Raw genomic sequence first — 19931 nt, 5'->3', positions numbered from 1 at the left:
TGCCATGACGAGCGTAAAGGCCGATCCCAAGCCGACCGATAAAGCAAAGTCCGTCAAGCCAAAATCCTCTGGTGAATACGGAGTGCATTCCGAGGTCGGCACGTTGCGCAAGGTTCTGGTCTGCTCACCCGGACTTGCCCATTCGCGCCTCACACCGACGAACTGCGATGAATTGCTGTTCGACGATGTGCTGTGGGTGCAGAATGCCAAACGCGACCATTTCGACTTCATCACGAAGATGCACGAACGCGGCGTCGATGTCGTCGAGATGCACCATGCGCTGGCCGAGACACTCGCAATTCCCGAAGCCAGGAAATGGCTGCTCGATCGACAGATCATTGCCAACGAGGTCGGCCTCGGCCTTGTCGAAGACACGCGCGCGTTTCTTGACAGTCTCGCACCGCGTGAGCTTGCCGAATTCATGATCGGCGGTCTGGCTGCAACGGACGTGCCCGACAAATACAGCTCGAAGTACCTTGCCATGGTGCAGGAATCGACGGGTTCGCGCGAATATCTGCTCCCGCCTCTGCCAAACACCCTCTACACGCGCGACACGACCTGCTGGATCTATGGCGGCGTAACCCTCAATCCGCTGTATTGGCCGGTTCGTCGCGAGGAGACGCTGCTCACGACCTCCATCTACAAGTTTCACCCGGATTTCGCCGGCAAGGTGAATGTGTGGTGGGGGGACCCGACCCAGAACTTCGGGTCCGCCACGCTCGAAGGCGGCGATGTCCTCATTCCCGGCAACGGCGTCGTGCTCATCGGCATGAGCGAGCGCACGTCACGCCAGGCCATCACGCAGCTCGCCTCGACGCTGTTCGAGAAGGGAGCAGCCAAGCATGTCATCGTCGCGGCGATGCCAAAGCTTCGTTCTGCAATGCATCTCGACACGGTGTTCACGTTCTGCGACCGGGACCTCGTCTCCGTCTTTCCGAACATCGTGAACAGCATTCACGCCATCTCCCTGCGACCCGGTGGCGGATCGACTGGCGTTGAGGTGACTGTCGAGAAGAAGCCATTCCTGGACGTGGTTGCCGAGGCCTTGAAGCTCAAGAAGCTTCGTGTCGTCGAGACTGGAGGGGATTCCTACGCAACGGAACGTCAGCAGTGGGATAGCGGCAACAACTACGTCGCGATCTCGCCCGGTGTCGTCCTCGCCTATGACCGCAACACTTACTCAAACACGCTCTTGCGCAAGCAGGGTGTCGAGGTGATCACGATCATCGGAGCAGAACTTGGCCGTGGTCGCGGGGGTGGGCACTGCATGACCTGTCCGCTGGCTCGCGACGCGGTCGAATAAGAGCGGCTGGAGGAGGCGCATGAGCCGACCTGATCAGCCGCAACCCCTTAACTTCGCCGAAGCGCTGGTTCCGGTCGTCTGCCTCATCGTTCTTATCGGACTCGCGTATTATCTGTTCGGCGCAGCGAGCGCTTCCGGGCCGACGCAGGTCGCCGTCGTCGCGGCGACGATGGTCGCCGTGTTCATAGCCTGGCGGCGCGGCCACTCGCTCGCCTCGCTCAATGCGGCGGCGGCCGAGAGCGTCAGCTCCGGCCTCGGCGCCATCTTCATTCTCTTTGCAGTCGGAGCGCTGATCGGCAGTTGGGCGCTGAGCGGCACGCTGATCGCCATCATCTACTACGGAATGCAGTTGCTCAGCCCCACCTATTTCTATATGGCGGCAGCACTGATTTGCGCCGTGATCTCGTTCTGCATCGGCAGTTCATGGACCGTCGTCGGCACGATCGGCATCGGCTTGATGGGTATCGCGTTCGAGATCGGCATGGACCCGGCCATAACCGCCGGGGCTGTGATCTCGGGGGCGTATTTCGGCGACACCGTCTCACCGCTTTCCGACTCGGCCAACCTTGCGGCGGGGATGGCGGGCGTCAATCTCTACGAGCATGTTCGCGAGGTAGCCATGACGTCATCCGTGGCGCTCGCTGTTTCGCTCGCCGTCTTCTGGGCCCTCGGAAGGCCGGTTGAATTCGATACGAGCAGTCAGGTTTCCGATATTGAGCGTCTGTTCAACATCTCGCCGGTGTTGTTCCTGCCGCTCGTTGTCGTCGTGGCGTTGGCGCTGCTGAGGATTCCGCCGTTCACATCGATCTTTCTCGGCGCGATCACGGCGTGCGTTCTTGCCGTCATTGTCGCGCCGGAGCGCGTCATCGCGTTCGCCGGGCGCGACGACCTGCCGGCAGGCCTGGCCCTGCTCAAGGGCACGTGGCTGGCCTTCGCAAGCGGATATGTGTCTACGACAGGTATCGACCATATCGACCACCTCCTGTCGCGCGGCGGCATGAGCAGCATGCTCGACACCATCTGGCTCGTGATCGCGGCGCTTGCCTTCGGCGGCGTTGTCGAGAAGGCCGGTGTCCTCGACAAGCTCATAACTCCTGTCATCGCGGCAGTGAAATCGACTGGCGCGCTGATTGCGTCCATGGTCGCTGCCGTGTTCGCGACGAATATCATCACCGCCGACCAGTATATCGCCATCGTGCTGCCCGGGCGGATGTTCAAGACCGCTTTCGCCACACGCGACTTTGCGCCAGTCGTCCTGTCGCGCACCGTCGGCGGCGCCGCGACGCCGACCTCGGCATTGGTCCCCTGGAACAGCTGCGGCGCCTACATGGCCGCCACCCTTGGCGTCGCGACGTTCAGCTACGCCCCATATGCGATCTTCAGCCTGGTCAGCCCACTCCTGGTGATGATGGCCGCCTTCGCCGGCATACGGATGTTGCGAAACCCGAACAGAACCGAGAGCTCATCGGCATCGAAGCCCGTCGGGCCTGGCTCCGGCCCGTCCACGGGTCTCTGACAAGGCGGGCTGATGCGCCGATAGAGCACTCGAAAGTGAACAAGCTCGTATGCGGTGCGCTAGTAGAGATTGTCTTTGTATTCCTTCTCCAGGACCTTCTGCAGGAGGCCCGTCGTGCCGGGGACAGACAGCGCAGCGCTCGTTAGCCGAGCCCCAAGTCCCTTGGCCTTGTTGAGCTTGATATGCTCGGCGAAGATCTTCGCCGGCTCGATACCGGCCGGACGACCAGCCACAGGCCAGATTCGCGCGCGGACGAGAGCGGAGCTTTCGGACATCGTAACGCTGAGATCATCGATCAACGTGGCGAGCGCAGGCGTCTTGTCCTGCACTCTGAATTGCGCGCGCACGGCTTCATCGCTGGTCATGCGGGCGACGCCGGACAGCCTCAGGAAATGAGTTGAACCAGGGATCAGCAGCGCCGCAGCCACGCGAGGCTGGGTGATGATATTCCGGAAACTGTCGACGCGACGGTTTCCCGGCCGGTCGGCGAACCAGAGCCGCGAACCATCAAGCTGCGCCATCATGCCAGCCGGATCACCCTTGGGGCTGAGATCAGCACGACCCTGCGCATCGATTGTTGCCAACGCCATGAAACGGCATTCCGCGACGAACGCTGAGATGTCGGCCGGCGGCACCGCGAGCGGCGCAGCCGTCCAGAAATCCGAGCGGATCAGCGCCTTGCCGCAATGGCCGAAGCATTCCTCCACTGCGATGTGGATCTCGCCGTTGCGCACGTCTGTTACGCGTCCGTTGACTCGCAAGGTTTCGGTGACGCCCGGAAGTGGAAACAGCGAGCCGACCGCTGCTCCCGGCCGCGCCGAGGCCGGATCATCGAGCAACGCGATGGGAAGCCGCAATTCGCGGGTGCTGCCGGCTGCGAACCCAGCTTCTCCGCCGGCCAGCGTCACCGCCACGACCGCGCCATCGCCGAAAGCGGCGACCATCAGGGGCGACAGCCGGATCCAGCGCAGCGCCCCCTCATCAAGATGATCGATCACTTTGAGGGTCATCGGCAGTGGCGTCTTGCCGATGACCGCCTCAAGGTCCGCCACCGAGGTGATCGGCTCATTCATGAAAAGGGCCCTCGCGGAGCTGGGTGTATGGTCCCCACCCAATAGACTTTCGAGCGATTGGCAGCATTGCCGTAGTCTGACAAAATAGTTTGATTTTCTGCCAAGCCCTACTTCCTGCCGAGACATTCGGACGATCAACTGAAATGCCAATTCTGACTGATCTGCGCCTTCCCGCCGACTTCACCGACCCGGATGACGTGGCACGGACCGTGGTCACCGTCGGCCTCACGATGGTCACGACCGGGATCGAGCTCGATTTTCACCATCACCGGAAGGCGCAGTTGCTTCTGTCGATGCGGGGCGTTCTCACCTGTGAGCTGGAAGGCGGCCTTTGGATCGTCCCACCGCAATCCGCGATCTGGATTCCCGGCGGCCTGTCGCACAGCATCAGGGCTGCGGGCGCGATCGAAGGCTATAATGCCTTCATCGAACCGAGGATCGTGACGAACCTCCCGCCGAACTGCTGCACGATCTCAGTCACGCCGCTCCTGCGGGAGCTCTTGATCCGGTCGGCTAGCTTTCCGCTGGCCTACCCCGAAGGCGGCATGGAAACGCACCTTGTCGCGCTCCTGCTCGATGAAATCGCCATGGCGCAAATCGGCAAGCTGCACCTGCCGATGCCGACCGATCATCGGCTGCGCAAGATCGTCGACATGATGATGGCCGATCCTTCCGATCAGGAGACGATGGAAGTCTGGGCCAGGCGCGCCGGACTTAGCGAGCGAACGCTTGCCCGCATGATCGCTCACGAGACCGGCATGACCTTCAGCCGTTGGCGCCAGCAGCTCAACATCATGCTCGCACTGCAATGGCTGGCCGCCGGCGCAACCATTCAGCAAGTCGCCATCGATCTTGGCTATGAGAGCGCGAGCAGCTTCACGACCATGTTCAGGAAAGCACTCGGCACATCCCCTGGCCGCTACATGGCTGAACGGCAGGGGACGCCCGCCGGCGACTAGTGTCCCGAATCCGAAGTTCGCCGTACTTTGCAGCGAGCTCAGAGCGAACTTCGGATTCGATCAGGACACTAGCAAGTTATGATTCTAGTGTCGTTTATGGATCAGAAATTCGCACGATGGACTCGCGGCAACGATGGCGCGAATTTCTGATCCACGACACTAGGGCCGGGCCGGTTCAGCCGGCGCGGGCCGCCGCTGGTCCGGGCACCTCGCTCCATAGCTCGCGGAACGCCTGCAGCGCAGTTTCGACATCCGCCGTCGAGATATGCCGGTGAGTGACGAAGCGGAGCTGCATCGGCCCGCCGGGCGAGACGCGCACGTCGCGCGACTGCAGCGCCGTCGCCCAAGTCTCGGCCGGCCAACCGCTGACGGTCGTATCGACGCGCACGATATTGGTCGTGATCGATTCTGGGTCGACCAGCGCCGGCGCAATGCGGTGCAAGCCGTCGGCAAGCTGCTTCGCCGTCGCATGATCGTCGGCCAGACGCTCGACCATGCTGTCCAGCGCGACGATGCCGGCGGCAGCCAGCATGCCGGCCTGGCGAAGATTGCCACCGAGCATGCGGCGGAAACCGCGCGCACGGGTGATGAACTCTTTCGGGCCGCAGAGCAGAGAACCAATCGGCGCGCTCAGACCCTTGGAAACACAGAACGTGATGCTGTCAGTGTGGCGCGCGATGCGCTCCGCCGGCACGCCGAGCGCAACGGCGGCGTTGAACAGCCGGGCGCCATCGGTGTGTACTGGAATGCCGTGCTGTCGGCCGAGTGCGTGGACCTTGGCCATGTGATCGAGCGGCAGCACGGTGCCGCCGGCGCCGTTGTGGGTCGTTTCCATCTCGATCAGCGCCGTAGCGAGCTTGTTGGGCTTCATCTGGGCGCTGATGGTCTCGGCCAGCGTGCCGACATCCATCGCTCCGGATTCACCGCGGATGGTGCGATGGAACAGGCCCGCGACCTGGGCGACCGCACCCATTTCGCTCTTGAGGATGTGAGAGCCTTCTTCCAGCAGCAATTCGCCGCCGCGCCCGGTGTGAGCCATCATGGCGACGAGATTGCCCATCGTGCCGCTCGGCACGAATATCGCAGCGTCCTTGCCCGTGCGTTTGGCAGCAAGGGCTTCAAGTTCGCCCACAGTCGGGTCGCCGTCGCGTGAATCGTCGCCGAGGCGCGCAGCCTGCATGGCGTCGAGCATTTCAGGCGTTGGCTGGGTGATGGTGTCGCTGCGCAGGTCGATCATGGCTCACATCATACCGAGTTCGTGGCGGCGAAGAAGCCGGTAGATCAGCGCTACCGGCAGTACGGTGAAGACGATCAGCACGGTCGCCGCGGCCGAGGCAACGCCCGCACCCGTGCTCTCGAGCGCCTGGAACATGACGACGGTCATCGTGGCCCACGGCCCGCTATAGAGGACGACGGTGGAGCTGAGCTCGGAAGCAACGGTCACCCAGGTCAGCACCATGCCGCCGATGATGCCGCCCATCATCAGCGGCACGGTCAGTCGTGCGAAAGTCATCAGCGGCGAGACACCAAGATTGATCGACGCCTCCTCGAGGCTCGGATCGATCTGATGGAGGATGGCCGCCGAGGCGCGCACGTTGAACGGGATCTTCCGCACCACCCAGGCGATGACGAGGATCAACCAGCCGCCGGTCAGCACCAGCCAGCCACTGTTGAACGAAATGATCAGGCCGATGGCCAGCACCGTTCCCGCCACGGCAAAAGGCGTCATGGCAATGACGTCGAGCAGGTCCGAGATCCTGGAGCGAAAGCGGGTGATGGCGAAGCCGATAGGGACGCCGATCGCGGCAGCCATGATCGCAGCGGCGGTGGACAAAGTGAGCGTGTTGATGAGCGGCCGCCAGGACTGATTGAGCAGGTCGCGGAAGTTGTCGAGGCTGAGGTTCGGATGCATCACCGGGCCGCGGAACTCCATGAAGGAGATCACGATGATGGCAAAGAACGGCACGAGCGCGATCAACACCACGCCCCAGGAATAGACGGAGGCCAGTCGGCGCAGCCAGGGTTTCACCACCAGCTCAGGCGGTGCGCGGCGGGCCGCAGTCGAAAAGCGCCGGCGGCCGAGATAGTAACGCTGGATAAGGAGCGCGATGGCGGTGCAGACGATCAACAGCACGCCGAGCACGCCTGCCGAGGCGGGATTGCCGCCGGTCTCGCCGACGAACAGCTTATAGGCCTCGACCGCCAGGATCGGCTTGTCCTCGGCCAGCACGAAGGGCACACCGAAGCTCTCGATCACGTCGATGAAGACCAGCAATCCGCCGGCAAGCACTGCGGGCATGACAACCGGCAGAGTGACCGTCCAGAAGGTGCGCCAGCGCGATGAGCCGAGATTCTGCCCCGCCTCCTCGACCGAAACGTCGATCGCTTTGAACGCCGCCAGCGCGGGAAAGACAACGAAGGGGAAAAGCGTCATCGTGAAAACGATGGTCATCCCCGTCATGCCGTAGATCGAGGTGAAGGGGATGCCGCTATCGCGCAGGAAACGCGTGATGACGCCGGCGCGGCCGAGCAGCAGCACAAGCGCATAGGCCGCAACGAAGGAGGGAAGCACCAGCGGCAACGACGCCAGTGCGAGCAGCAGCGATTTGCCCGGGATCGGCAGCCGAGCAAGGCAGAAGGCCAACGGCACCCCCAGCACGATCGTCAGCAGTGTCGACAGCGCGCCCAGGATCAGGCTGTTGGACAGGCTGCCAAGGTAGAAGCTGCTCGACAGCATGCGGGCATAGTTCGCGAGCGTAAAGTGCGTGCCTGTGCGGTCGAGGAAGCTCGCGCCGAAGACATTGAGCAGCGGGTAAAGCAAAAACAGTCCGAGAAAGGCGAAGGCCAGGATCGCGATGGCCAGCGGGAACGTGTCGCGGCGAGAGATGGCGATCATCCGCGAAACACCGTGATGCGCCGCGGATCATATGCGGCGGCGATACGGCCGCGCGCCTTCAGTTCATCAGGCAGCACGTCGAGGCTGGCAACGCGCAGCATGGTGTCATTGCCGATCTGGAGCTCGATGCGGGTGATCGCGCCCAGAAATTCGACCGAGCCGAGCCTTGCTTCGAACGCCCCCCAGCCTGTCGGCGGCGTTTCGCCCGGACCGAGGAGGCGGATGGTCTCGGGCCTGAGGGAGAAACTGACGCTTTCACCCTCGCCTGCCTTGCCGGCGGCGCAGAACTCCTGCTGGCCGACGCGGATGCGCAACGCCTCGCCGGCGCGGCCGGCGACCGTGCCGCGGAGCAGGTTGGTGGTTCCCATGAACTCGGCAACGAACGGCGTCGCCGGCGCGCGATAGATATCCTGCGGCCTCGCCACCTGCTCGAGCTTGCCCGCGCGCATCACGGCGATGCGGTCGGACATCGCCAGCGCCTCTTCCTGATCGTGCGTGACGTAAATGGCCGTGATCTTCAGTTGCTGCTGGAGCTCGCGGATCTCGGCACGCATTTCTACGCGCAGCTTGGCGTCGAGGTTGGAGAGCGGCTCGTCGAGCAGCAGCACCTCGGGCTCGATCACCAGGCATCTGGCAATGGCGACGCGCTGAAGCTGGCCGCCCGAGAGCTGGTGCGGCCAGCGATCGCCATACGTGTCGAGATGCACGAGCCTGAGAACGCGAGCCACGCGCTCCTTGATCTGCACCTCGGGCACACTGCGTGCCTTGAGGCCGTAGGCCACATTCCCTCCGACGGTGAGGTTGGGGAAGATCGCATAGTTCTGGAACACCATGCCGGTGTTGCGACGATGCGGCGGCAACGTGTCGATGCGTTTTTGGCCAAAACGGATCTGGCCGGCACTGAGGTCGGCGAAGCCGGCGATCGTGCGCAGCAGCGTGGTCTTGCCGCAACCCGAAGGTCCAAGCAGCGTGAAGAACTCGCCGTCCTGGATTTCGAGCGACACGTCGTCGACGGCGCGCACCGTCCCGAACGATCGCGACACGTGGTCAATCGAAATTGCTGTCAAAAACTGCCCCCCGGAAACAATAAGCTCCTCATCCCGGAAGACCGCGCCGGTTCGGCGCAGCCGTCCTGGACGACGAGGTCGACGCGCGTCAGCGAGTGGCCTGAATCACGTCCTTGATGCGATCCATCGTTTCGGAGCGCTTCTGGGTCCAAGCTTCCTCGTCGTACTTCAAGAGCTTGATGTCGGACAGCTTGGGCATCTTTCCCGGCAGGTTGGGCAGATCGAGATCCTGGCGTGCCGGCCGACGGAACGTCTCCTTGAGGATCATCTCGCGAACATCCTTGCGGTTGACGTAGTCGACGAATTGACGGGCGCCCGAGGTGTTCGGACCGTTCTTGATGATGGCGACGCCTTCCATCTGAGCGATGGTGCCGTCGGACGGATAGACCACCTGCACCGGCGCGCCGTTGTTGGCCCACAGGTAGCCCGCGTATTCAAGCGAGATGCCCAAGCCGTATTCACCGTTGCCGACACCCTGGAAGACCAGCGACGAGCGGTTGAGCATCTTGGCATTGCCGATGAGCTTGGAGACCTTGTCCCAGCCGGCACTGCCACCGCCCCAGGTGTCGACCAGAAAGGTAATGTTGGAATAGGCTGAACCGGAGTTGGCCGGATCGGTGAAGGCGACGTTGCCCTTCCACTTCTTGTCGGTCAGGTCCTCCCAGCTCCGGGGCCCCTGCTCCACCGGCACCGACTTGGTGTTCTGCAGCACCACGAGCAGGTGCAGATTGGTGCCGATCCAACGATCCTGCGGATCGCGGTACTCAGCTGGAATCGCATCCTTGTGCTGCGAGGCGTAGGAGTCGAAATACTGCGCATTGGTCTGCAGCAACGCCCGGCTGATGCCCCAGACGATATCGCCCTGCGGCCGGTCCTTCTCCGTTTCGACACGCTTGATCACGACGCCCGAGCCGGCCGAGATGACGTCGGCGGCAATGCCAGTCGCCTTGGTGAACTCGGTGGCGACGAGCTTGTTCAGCGTCGCGTCATTCGACGAATAGATGACGATGCGCTGCTGCGCCTCGGCACTGCCTGTCCAACCCAGAGTGACCGCCACTGCAGCCGCCGCGATATTCGTGACCAAACGCTTCATGATCGCACTCCATCCCCTCGCCTCGGTCGCTTTGGGGAAGAGCTTAAGCGCTGGCGGCAAGGGCGTCGAGCGCTGCGCGCACTCCGGCATGCTGGGTCGGAGCGGGTTTGCCGAGATCCTTCAAGGTAGCTTCGAGATGGCGAAGGTCAGTGATGATGTCCGTCTCGCTGACCGCACCCATCGTTCCGATGCGGAAGACCTTGCCGGTCTGGCTGGGGTGCCGCGCGCCGGCGATGACCGTACGATAGCGCTCGCGCAGGCGCTGGACGATGGCGCCGCCTTCGAGTCCTCGGGGGACTTTCATGGCAACGACCGTCGAAGACGAAATATCCGGCTGGTTGTAGAGCTCGACGCCAAGCGCCTGGACGCCGGCGCGCAAGGCGGCGGCAAGCCTGCTGTGGCGCCTGAGGACGTTTGCCAGCCCCTCCTCGTCGATCATGTGCAACGCCTCGAGCAGGCCATAGACCAGCGTCACCGGTGGCGTGAACGGTGTGCCGTCTTTCTCGAGCGAGGCCTTGGCACGGCGGAAATCGGCGAAAAAGCTGGGCACGCGCCCGTCACGGTCGATCACCTTCCATGCCTTGGCACTGACCGCGGCGAAGCCGAGGCCCGGCGCGCACATCAGCGATTTCTGCGAGGCCGACACTACGATGTCCGCACCCCAGGCATCCATCTTCATCTCGATGCCGGCAAGGCCGCTGACCGAATCGACGATGAGCAGCGCCGGCGTATCCCGCACGACCGCTCCGACGGCGGCGATGTCGTAGGCGACGCCGGTAGAGCTCTCGTTATGAACCATCACGACCGCGCGGTACGAGCGGCTTTTGAGCCGCTCAGCCACACGTTGCGCATCGAGCGCGCCACCCCATTCGACATCGATCGTGTCGACAGTTGCGCCAAGGGCTTTGGCGATCGACACGAAACGATCGCCGAACTGGCCGGCAACGACGATGAGGACCGCATCGCCGGGGCTGACAACGTTGGCGACGGCTGCTTCCATCATCGCCGTTCCCGAGCCTGCGAAAAGCAGAACGTCATGTCTCGTGCCGAAGATCGGTTTCAACCGCTGCTGGCATTCCGCCAGCATGGCTTTGAATTCGGCGCCGCGGTGGTTGAGGACCGGCAGCGCGGTGGCCTGGCGGACGCGTTCGGGGACAGCAGTCGGACCGGGAAGGCGGAGGCGATAGTCAGGGATGGTCAACATGGGACGGCCAGACTAACGGAACGCGGAGAGATCGCAAATCGTATTGCGCTTATCGCACGCATCCAGACGGTTATCAGCGGTGATGTCTGGGCCGGGCCGCGGACCGGCTGTTGAGCTCGCAGCGGCATCGCCAGGCCCTGTGACAGTTCGATGTCAAACGTTTTTCATTTGAAGCGATGGCGTGTGTCCATCGATGAAGACAATGATCGCTTTCACTTCAACGCAACATCAACGGCGCGAGGGTTACGCATCGTCAATGCGCTGATCGACCTTGAACTCGGCAGCGGCTCTGACGGCGCATTCAACCGAGAGCGAAATGGATCAGACACCAGGCGATCTGAATTCCGCGGTCAAGGGCAAGTCCGTCCAGCAATACATCGACGAACATCCCATCTGGGCTGATGGCACTGCGACGCCGACGATACCACTGACCAGGATGCAATGGCGCATCTGGAGCCAGGCGGCCGCCGGCAAGTTCTTCGAGGGCATGGTCGTCTTCATGACGGGCGTAGCGCTGCCGCTCGTATCGAAAGAGTTCAGCCTGGGCGCATGGGGACATGGGGTCGTCGCTGCAGCTTCGCTGCTCGGGATTTTGGTCGGCGCGACCATGCTCGGCAGCCTCGCCGACCGGTTCGGACGCAAGCGCATGTTCATCACCGAGATGATGATATTTACCGTCTTCCTGGTTCTGATCTGCTTCAGTCCGAATTTCACTTGGCTCGCCGTCTGTCTCTTCGGCCTTGGTCTTGCACTCGGCTGCGACTATCCGACCGCGCATATGGTCGTGTCGGAGGCAATTCCATCGCAGATGCGTGGGAGACTGGTGCTGTCGGCGTTCGCTTTTCAGGCTGTCGGCGCCCTGACGGGGACGGTGATCGGCTATCTGATCCTTGCCAATGCGCCGAACCCGGAAGCCTGGCGCTGGATGTACGCAACCGCAATCATTCCCGCTCTCCTCGTCATCATCGGCCGTTTCTACATCACCGAAAGCCCGCAATGGCTGATGTCGCGCGGCCGCACCCAGGAGGCCGAGCACGAGACCGTCAAGCTTCTCACGCGTGAACCGCCGTATCCGAAACAGATCAGGTTGTCAGGCGGAGCAGTCGCCGATGGCGATCGTATCGGGCAGGAGAGCGCAACGCCCGGCTGGCGCACCCTTTTTGATGACAGAAATCGCGGCTCCACCACCCTCGCCGCAGTGCCGTGGTTTCTTCAGGATCTCAGCACCTATGGCATCGGCATTTTCACCCCGACCATCCTGGCCGCTTCGATCGGTCACGAGAAGGCGCATGCCACTGCCATCGCCGATATCGTTCAGAACGATCTCCTTGCGGCCAAAGGCGCGGCCCTGATCGACCTCCTGCTCATCGTCGGCATTGCTTTCGCCGTGGCTCTGACGGACAAGCTCGGCCGGATCAGGCTGCAGATCTTCGGCTTCGTCGGTTGCGCCGTCGGCCTGCTGATCGCGACCATGTCGACCCATTTCACCGGCACCGAAAACACCGTGCTGATCTTTGCGGGCTTCATGCTGTTCAATTTCATGAACAACATCGGTCCCAACGCACAAACCTACCTCATCGCGGGCGAAGTCTTTCCGACCTCGATTCGCGGCAAGGGTGCGGGCTTTGCTGCATCGTTTGCCAAGATCGGAGCCGTCATCACCGCGTTCCTGTTTCCGATCCTGCTCGTCGACATTGGCACGCAGACCTTGCTTCACATCCTGATGGGCGCTTCTCTTCTCGGCGCGATTGTCACGTGGTTCTGGCGGATCGAAACCAGAGGTACGAAGCTCGACCAGGTCGGGCGGAACTGACCGGCGCTTCTCGCTAAGCGCAAACGCGCTTCATGCGGTCGTGGCATCGATCGAGCGACGTATCACCTGTCGAACTTCGGCGTTCGTCAGGAACAGGTCGTGGTTGATGACGCCCCAGCCTTCGTGGGACGCATCGATCACCCGCACCCCGAGTCGCTCGATGGCGGCCTTCTCGGCGGCGCCGACCCGCGTCATTCCTCCGGCCAGTCGCCCCGACAGCGCCAGCGCGCGATCGTTCGTTGCCGCGATGACGGTGATCTTGCGCGCGAGCGGACCGATGCGGTTGATCGCAGACGAGAAGACGTCCATGTCGATGTCCGGCGCGGCAAACACCACGGCGCCAATCCTGTCCACGACGGCGTCGCCATAGCGTGCGTGGAGCTGGCGCAGGCTTTCCAGTGTCAGCATGGTTCCCATGCTGTGCGCGACAATATGGACACGGCCGGAGCCAGGGGTCGCCACGATCGACTGAAGCACGCTTTCGAAGCCATCGCGGGACCACATCGCGCTGTCGCGATCGTAGGCGTAGTCGAACAAGCCATCCTTCGACGGCCAGGAGAAGACCATTGTCTGGCCACGGAACCTGATGCCGTCGGACAGCTGCGCGGCGTCGAGCGCGGCTGTTTCGAAGTTTTGTTTGAAGCCGTGCACGTAGATCAGGACGTCCGACGCGCCGCCGGGGTGCGTGAGAAGATCGCCGATCTCTCCTGCGACAGGCTCGACCCGGTCAAGCCGCCAGCTGGCGAGACCGGCCGCCGCGAGCGAGAAGCGACTGTCATCGGGCGGCACGAGCTTCGCGCGCCCCACGCTCATCGCAGGAGCCCGCTCCGGCCCGAACCATGGTTTCGAACGGCCGCCGTTCACCCGCTTGCGGGTGGTTGCGACGAGCAGCGTCGGATCTGCCGAAAGCGAGGACGCGTCGAAGCGCGCGCCTGTCGCGCCCAGGCCGGCGCATCCGCCGAGCGCGAGCGCACCAGCCGTAGATGCAAGCCCGCGCAGGAGCGTGCGGCGCGACACAGTCGCCTCGTGTTGCAGCAAGCGTCGAATGACCACGCGGGACCTTCAAAGAAAAACGACCCGCCCCCGTTGATGATCCCTGGATCATGATGGCGGCGATAAAAGGGCGGACAAGCTCCGGGACTCCGCACGGCCCTGCGGCGCCGCGCGCAGGCCTCAGGCGGAGCGGTCTTGACGATCCATATGTCGTAAGGGCCCTGAAAAGAAACCCAGAAGGCTGACGATTCCGCCAGCGACGCCCGTCGCGACGAACAACCAGCGAATGCCGATCAGTTCCCCAAGCGGCGTTGCGAGTGCGAGTCCGACGGGACCTGCCAATCCCATGACGGTACTCAACAGCGACAGCACGCGACCCTGCAGATGATTGGGGACGGCGGTTTGCAGCAGCGCGGTGAGCGGGGCATTGCCCATGACAAAGGTTACGCCACTCAGCGTCCACCACATCAGGGCGATCCAGAAGAGAGCCGGCGGCATGACGGCGGCGATCGCGAAAGTGAAACACGAAACGGCAAAGCCCCAGATGGTCCAGCGCACGAAACGGCGTGGCGCGAGCACGGCGACCACCGTTCCCCCCGCCAACATCCCGAGGCCCCAGAGCGCCTCCATGACGGCCACCTGCGGCGCTCCGCCTCCGAAATGTTCTTTGACCAGCAAAGGTACGAGCATTGCCGTCGGCATGACGACGAGGACGACTGCGCCCAGCAGGCCAAAGAGGTGAAGCAGGCCGGCATCGTGCCACACCAGTTGCACACCTGCGCGGAATTCTCCCCAGAGGCTCGTCCGTCGGTCTGCAGGATCCTGCGGCTGGGGGATGCGATAGATGAGAAGCGGCACGATACCCAGCACAGCGGTCAGAACATCGATGCCGAGGGCCAGGCCGATGGGCATTACGCTTATCGCAAGCGCACCTAAAGGCGCAGCCGCAACCGACATCAATCCCTGCACCGTCTGATTGAGTCCGGCCGCCCGAGGTATAAAACTCTGCGGAACGAGCATGGCCGTACTCGCTGCTGCAGCTGGCGCTTGAAATGCCTGCATCGCGCTGCGGATAAACATCATCGTATAGACATGCCAAAGCTCGACCTGCTGCGTCAGGAACAAAGCAATGAGCACGACCATGCAGAGCGCACTGACGACATCGGCCGCAATCATCAGCAAACGGCGACTCAATCGATCGGCCAGCGTTCCACCAAAGGGGGCGAGCAGCGCCTGAGGCAGCAGCGCCACAAGGCCGGCGGTTGCAAGCGCAGAGACGCTGCCAGTGGTGTCGGTGATCCACCACAGCAGTACGAATTGCGTGAGAGCCGAGCCGATGAGTGAGAACGCCTGGCCGACAAAGATCGACCAGTATCGAGGCCGCCAATGAGGGCCCGGCTCAAAAATTTCACCGGAGGTACGTCCGATGGATGGCTTGCGAATGCGATCGCTCATGGCCGTTCGGCTACGTCATGGACCTCAATGTGCGGCGCGTTGCGACTGATGATCGGATCGTGAGTTCGTCAACGTGATTGCACCTGAGAGACGAAGGGACGTTCAGGCGCCTCCACCGTCTCAACATCGGATTTCGGTCGCCTCGTCGAGAGGGCATTCAGGATGAAAACGAAGAAAGCGGGAACGAAGAAGACCGCGAGAACCGTTGCCGAGATCATGCCGCCGAGGACGCCGGTGCCGATGGCATTCTGGCTGGCGGCGCTGGGACCGGCCGCGATGGCGAGCGGCACGACGCCGAGCGCAAAAGCCAACGACGTCATGACGATCGGACGGAATCGGAGGCGCGCGGCGGCAATGGCAGACTCGCGCAACGACTTGCCCTGCGCATAGTAGTCCTTGGCAAACTCAACGATCAGGATCGCGTTCTTGGCCGAAAGACCGATGATCGCGATCAAGCCAACCTTGAAGTAGAGATCATTTGACATGTCCCGAAGCATGACCGCCAGAACCGAGCCGATCACACCGAGCGGCACGACCAGAATCACTGAGAGCGGGATTGACCAGCTCTCATAGAGTCCCGCGAGCAGCAGAAACACGAAAAGGATACTGAGCGCCAACAGGAAGGGAGCCTGTGCGCCTGACTTGATCTCCTCCAGCGATTGTCCTGTCCATTCGAAGCCGAAGCCTTCCGGAAGCTGCGAAGCCAGCCGTTCCATTTCGGCGATCGCAGTACCCGATGAAAAGCCGGGAGCCGGTGCGCCGGCAATACGGACAGAGGGATAGCCGTTGTATCCGACGATTTGCGACGGCCCCTTACGCCACGTGATCAGGGCGAAGGAGGAAAGCGGCACCATGCCGCCATTCGCATTGCGCACGTTCAACTTCAGCAGGTCCTCCGCCTGGAGGCGGCTGCGATCCTGCGCCTGTACGACAACGCGCTGCATGCGTCCGGTGTTCGGATAATCGTTGATGTAGGTCGAGCCGAGATTGGCGGTTATGGTGTTATTGATGTCGGCGAAGGTCACGCCGAAGGCATTGGCCTTCTCGCGATCAATCGTCAGCACGACTTGCGCCGATTCCGGCATGCTCTCTGGCCTGATCCCGACAATGACACCGCTTTGGGCAGCCTTCGCCATCAGCTCGCCGGCTGCGGCGTTGAGCGCCGCCTGTCCCTTGCCGCCGCGATCCTGCAGACGGAAGCTGAAGCCGTTCGTCGTGCCAAAGCCTTCGATCGGCGGAGGCGAGAGAGCAAATGTCGTCGCATCCTTGAGAGCGAAGAGCTGCATGTTCGCGCGGTCGGCAATCTCCTTGGCCGAGCTTCCGGGCCCGCGTTCGGCCCAATCCTTCAGCGTGACGAATGCAATCGCCGCATTCGGTCCATTGCCGGAGAAGCTGAAACCCTGCACCGCAACGACATTGGCGACCGCGGGCTCCGCCTTGAATATGGCCTCGATCCGTTCGAGCGAGGCCACCGTTCGGTTGTGGCTCGCTTCCGGCGGGCCCTGGACATCGACGATGATGAAGCCCTGATCCTCGTCGGGCACGAAAGCGCCCGGCAGGTTGAGAAACAGATAACCGAGACCCGCGAAAAGAGCGAGGTAGACGATCATCATCCTGCCGGTCCGTCGCAGCATGGCGGTCACCGCACCCGCGTAGCCGGCAGTGAGGCGCTCGAAACCGCGGTTGAACCAACCGCCGAGCCCTTTCTTTTGCTGATGACCTTTGGCTACCGGCCTCAAAAAGGAGGCGCAGAGCGCCGGCGTCAGTGACAAAGCCAGGAACGCCGAGAACAGGATCGATACAACCATGGTCAGGCTGAACTGGCGGTAGATGATGCCCGTCGACCCCGGGAAGAAGGCCATCGGAATGAAGACCGAAGCGAGCACCAGCGTAATGCCGAGAATAGCGCCTGTGATCTGCTTCATCGCCTTCCTGGTGGCGGCCTTCGGAGAGAGACCCTCCTCAGCCATGAGACGCTCGACATTCTCTACGACAACGATGGCATCATCGACGAGAATGCCGATGGCAAGCACCATGGCAAACATGGTCAGCACGTTGATCGAGAAGCCCGTTGCGAACATCACCGCGAGCGTACCGAGCAGCGCGACGGGAACGACCAGGGTCGGAATGATGGTGTAGCGGAAGTTCTGCAGAAACACGAACATCACGACGAACACCAGGATCATCGCCTCGACAAGCGTACGGACCACTTTGCTGATCGAGGCCGATACGAATGGACTGGTGTCGTAAGGAACCGAATATTCGACCCCACGCGGGAAATAGCGCGACAGCTCCTTCATCTTCGCGTTAACGGCTTGCGACGTCGCCACCGCGTTGCCGGTCGACGACAGCTGGATTGCGAGAGCTGCGCTGGGCTTGCCGTCGAGTCGGCTTGAGAAATTGTAGTTCTCGGCACCGAGCTCGAGCCGGGCGACGTCGTGAAGGCGAACTGTCGATCCGTCCGGATTGGCGCGCAGGATGATTTCGCCGAACTCTTTCGGGTCGCTCAACTGGCCTTTGACGAGCACGGTGGCGGTGAGGTCCTGACCGACCGGATTGGGCGCAGCACCGATCTGACCTGCCGCAACCTGAGCGTTCTGCGCGGTGATCGCCGCGCCGATATCCGATGCGGTGAGATTGTATCCGACCATCTTGGCCGGATCGATCCAGACGCGCATGGCACGCTGTGCGGAGAAGAGCTGCGCGCGCCCAACCCCCTCGAGCCGGCGCAGTTCACCGATGATGTTGCGACTGACGTAATCGCCGAGCGCAACTTCATCCAGCTTTCCGTCAGTCGACGTCAGCATGACGAAGAGGAGAAAGCCGACACCAGCTTCCTCCACCGTGATGCCCTGCGATCTGACCGTCTGCGGCAGTCGCGGTTCGACACGCCGAATCCGATTCTGCACGTCGACGGAGGCCTGCTCGATATCCGTTCCCGGCTTGAACGTCACCGTGATGCTCATGGAGCCCGAGGTATCGGACGTCGATTCGAAATAGAGGAGATTGTCGACGCCGTTGAGCTCTTCCTCGATCTGTCGCGTCACACCCTGATAAATGTCCTGCGGCGAGGCACCAGGATAGACGGTCGAAACGGTCAGTTGCGGCGGAGCGACTTTCGGATATTGCGCGATCGGCAGGAACGGCAACGCGATCATGCCCCCGATCGAAATGAACAGCGCGAAGACCCAGGCCAGAACGGGCCGGTCGATGAAGAACTGAGCCATCGGAGCGCCTATTCCGTCGCCTGGGTGGAGGTTGAGGTGCGATGGGTCGTGGCGGGCTGCCAGGGTTCGGAGACGACCTTGCTCCCCGGCTGCACCTTTTGGACACCGTCGACGACGATCTGTTCACCGGCCTGCAAGCCCGATTCGACCGTCCAATTTGCATCCAGCGCCTGCCCAAGCCGAACATCACGCGGCTGCGCAATCCCGTCCTTCGAAACCACATAGACCTGTGCGTGTCCGTCCGCGGTTCGACTGACCGAGCGTTGTGGGATCGAGATCGCTCCCTGACGAACCGCCTGCTCGATGCGTACGCGCACATAGAGACCGGGAAGGAGTTCGCCACGCGGGTTCGGGAATTCCGCCCGCAACGTGACCTGACCTGTGGCCGCATCGACTCTTGCGCTTGCAAACAGAAGCTTGCCAGGCAGGCGGTAGAGGGAGCCATCGTCAAAGACGAGTTCGACGCGAGCTTCACCGGGAGCCGGGCTTGCAAGCTTGCCCTCGTCGACCGCACGGCGGAGCGCCAGCAGTTCGGATGACGATTGCGTGAAATCGACATAGACCGGATCGATCTGCTCGATGAGCGCGAGGTTCTGGGCGCCCTCCGCCGTCACCAGCGTACCTTCCGTGACGAGTGCGCCGCCGATGATACCGGTGATCGGTGCACGCACGTCGGTGTAGCCGAGATTGATCCGGGCTTCATCGAGTGCGGCTTGAGCGAGCGCAACATCGGCCTCGGCCTGCGCAAGCGTGGCGGCCGCAGAGTCATAGGCGGCGGCGCTGGCATAGTCGCGCTCGCGCAACGTCTTCTGGCGCTCATATTGCTGGCGGGCAAAGGCCTGTGTGGCCCGCGCCTTCTGCAACGTTGCCTCGGCGCTCGCAACGCGCACACGGAAGAGCATGGGGTCGATGCGGTAGAGAACGTCCCCCTCCTTCACAAGGCTGCCCTGCGCGAAGATGCGTTGCTGCAGAATTCCAGAGACGCGCGCGCGAACTTCCGATGCGCGGGTCGCAGCAACGCGCCCTGGCAATTCGCTCATAACCGGCACCGCACTCTTCTGCAGAGTCAGGACGCTTACAGTCGGAGGCGGCGCATCTCCTCCTCCACCCTGCGCGACGGCGCTTCGCTGCAAGGACGAAAGTGCGGCGACAAGGACAAGCGCGGTCAATGTCAAAGACGGCGTTGCGACGTTAGTCATACTCTAGTTCCGTTGTGCGTCGTGGCGCAGTTGTCTCGTCTCAAACGATTGATCCGTCTATCGCCACGCGGAGGCTGAGATCGCGCGCATTCGCGAGGGATCGTCGGGATTGCGGTGCGAGGGCGTAGTCCTG

The 19931-nt window shown here is 62.5% G+C and carries 14 protein-coding genes; 4 read left to right on the top strand and 10 right to left on the bottom strand.

Translation table 11 applies throughout. The features are described 5' to 3' along the window. The first annotated feature begins 4 nt into the window (after positions 1-4). Together arcA and RCO31_RS21205 are read left to right on the top strand one after the other, a co-directional pair. On the top strand, positions 5-1303 hold the full coding sequence (gene arcA / locus RCO31_RS21210) for an arginine deiminase (protein ID WP_308970475.1): 1299 nt from the start codon (positions 5-7) through the stop codon (positions 1301-1303). Positions 1304-1322: 19 nt separating this feature from the next. Beyond that, positions 1323-2819, top strand: coding sequence for a Na+/H+ antiporter NhaC family protein (locus tag RCO31_RS21205; protein WP_308970474.1), 1497 nt, complete (start codon positions 1323-1325; stop codon positions 2817-2819). 59 nt (positions 2820-2878) lie between these two features. On the opposite strand, the gene RCO31_RS21200 is transcribed toward RCO31_RS21205, so the two are convergent. Then, complete coding sequence (locus tag RCO31_RS21200) at positions 2879-3892, bottom strand: pyridoxamine 5'-phosphate oxidase family protein (protein WP_308970473.1); 1014 nt, start codon at positions 3890-3892, stop codon at positions 2879-2881. 143 nt (positions 3893-4035) lie between these two features. On the opposite strand from RCO31_RS21200, the gene RCO31_RS21195 reads away from it, so the two are divergent. Beyond that, positions 4036-4851, top strand: coding sequence for a helix-turn-helix transcriptional regulator (locus RCO31_RS21195; RefSeq protein WP_308970472.1), 816 nt, complete (start codon positions 4036-4038; stop codon positions 4849-4851). A 175-nt stretch (positions 4852-5026) separates the two neighbouring features. Here RCO31_RS21195 and RCO31_RS21190 read toward each other — a convergent pair whose 3' ends face one another. The 5 genes from RCO31_RS21190 to RCO31_RS21170 form a co-directional block, all read right to left on the bottom strand. Beyond that, positions 5027-6088 carry a GntG family PLP-dependent aldolase gene (locus RCO31_RS21190; RefSeq protein ID WP_308970471.1) on the bottom strand — a complete coding sequence of 354 codons (1062 nt, stop codon included), beginning with the start codon at positions 6086-6088 and terminating at the stop codon, positions 5027-5029. 3 nt (positions 6089-6091) lie between these two features. Next, positions 6092-7747 carry an iron ABC transporter permease gene (locus tag RCO31_RS21185; RefSeq protein WP_308970470.1) on the bottom strand — a complete coding sequence of 552 codons (1656 nt, stop codon included), beginning with the start codon at positions 7745-7747 and terminating at the stop codon, positions 6092-6094. Further along, complete coding sequence (locus RCO31_RS21180) at positions 7744-8790, bottom strand: ABC transporter ATP-binding protein (RefSeq protein ID WP_308970469.1); 1047 nt, start codon at positions 8788-8790, stop codon at positions 7744-7746. The genes RCO31_RS21185 and RCO31_RS21180 overlap by 4 nt, the downstream gene beginning before the upstream one ends. 112 nt (positions 8791-8902) lie before the next feature. Then, on the bottom strand, positions 8903-9907 hold the full coding sequence (locus RCO31_RS21175) for an extracellular solute-binding protein (RefSeq protein WP_308970468.1): 1005 nt from the start codon (positions 9905-9907) through the stop codon (positions 8903-8905). Between the two features lie 43 nt (positions 9908-9950). Beyond that, positions 9951-11111, bottom strand: coding sequence for an alanine--glyoxylate aminotransferase family protein (locus RCO31_RS21170; RefSeq protein ID WP_308970466.1), 1161 nt, complete (start codon positions 11109-11111; stop codon positions 9951-9953). Between the two features lie 316 nt (positions 11112-11427). Here RCO31_RS21170 and RCO31_RS21165 point away from each other — a divergent pair, with 316 nt between their 5' ends. Beyond that, a complete protein-coding gene (locus RCO31_RS21165) occupies positions 11428-12924 on the top strand; it encodes an MFS transporter (RefSeq protein WP_308970465.1) in 1497 nt (498 codons plus the stop codon). Positions 12925-12954: 30 nt separating this feature from the next. On the opposite strand, the gene RCO31_RS21160 is transcribed toward RCO31_RS21165, so the two are convergent. The 4 genes from RCO31_RS21160 to RCO31_RS21145 form a co-directional block, all read right to left on the bottom strand. Beyond that, complete coding sequence (locus tag RCO31_RS21160; RefSeq protein ID WP_308970463.1) at positions 12955-13977, bottom strand: alpha/beta fold hydrolase; 1023 nt, start codon at positions 13975-13977, stop codon at positions 12955-12957. A 120-nt stretch (positions 13978-14097) separates the two neighbouring features. Beyond that, complete coding sequence (locus tag RCO31_RS21155) at positions 14098-15372, bottom strand: MFS transporter (RefSeq protein WP_308970462.1); 1275 nt, start codon at positions 15370-15372, stop codon at positions 14098-14100. A 68-nt stretch (positions 15373-15440) separates the two neighbouring features. Then, positions 15441-18599, bottom strand: a complete 3159-nt coding sequence (locus RCO31_RS21150; RefSeq protein WP_308970461.1) for an efflux RND transporter permease subunit — start codon at positions 18597-18599, stop codon at positions 15441-15443. An 8-nt stretch (positions 18600-18607) separates the two neighbouring features. Continuing rightward, positions 18608-19798 (bottom strand): efflux RND transporter periplasmic adaptor subunit, encoded by a 1191-nt coding sequence (locus tag RCO31_RS21145; protein WP_308970459.1) that lies wholly within the window; start codon positions 19796-19798, stop codon positions 18608-18610. Positions 19799-19931 lie beyond the last annotated feature (133 nt).

The organism is Bradyrhizobium sp. LHD-71 (assembly GCF_031157255.1).
In the GTDB taxonomy this organism is placed as follows: domain Bacteria; phylum Pseudomonadota; class Alphaproteobacteria; order Rhizobiales; family Xanthobacteraceae; genus P52-10.
Note: the sequence above shows the minus strand (reverse complement) of the source record. Positions and strands in the feature narration are given on the sequence as shown.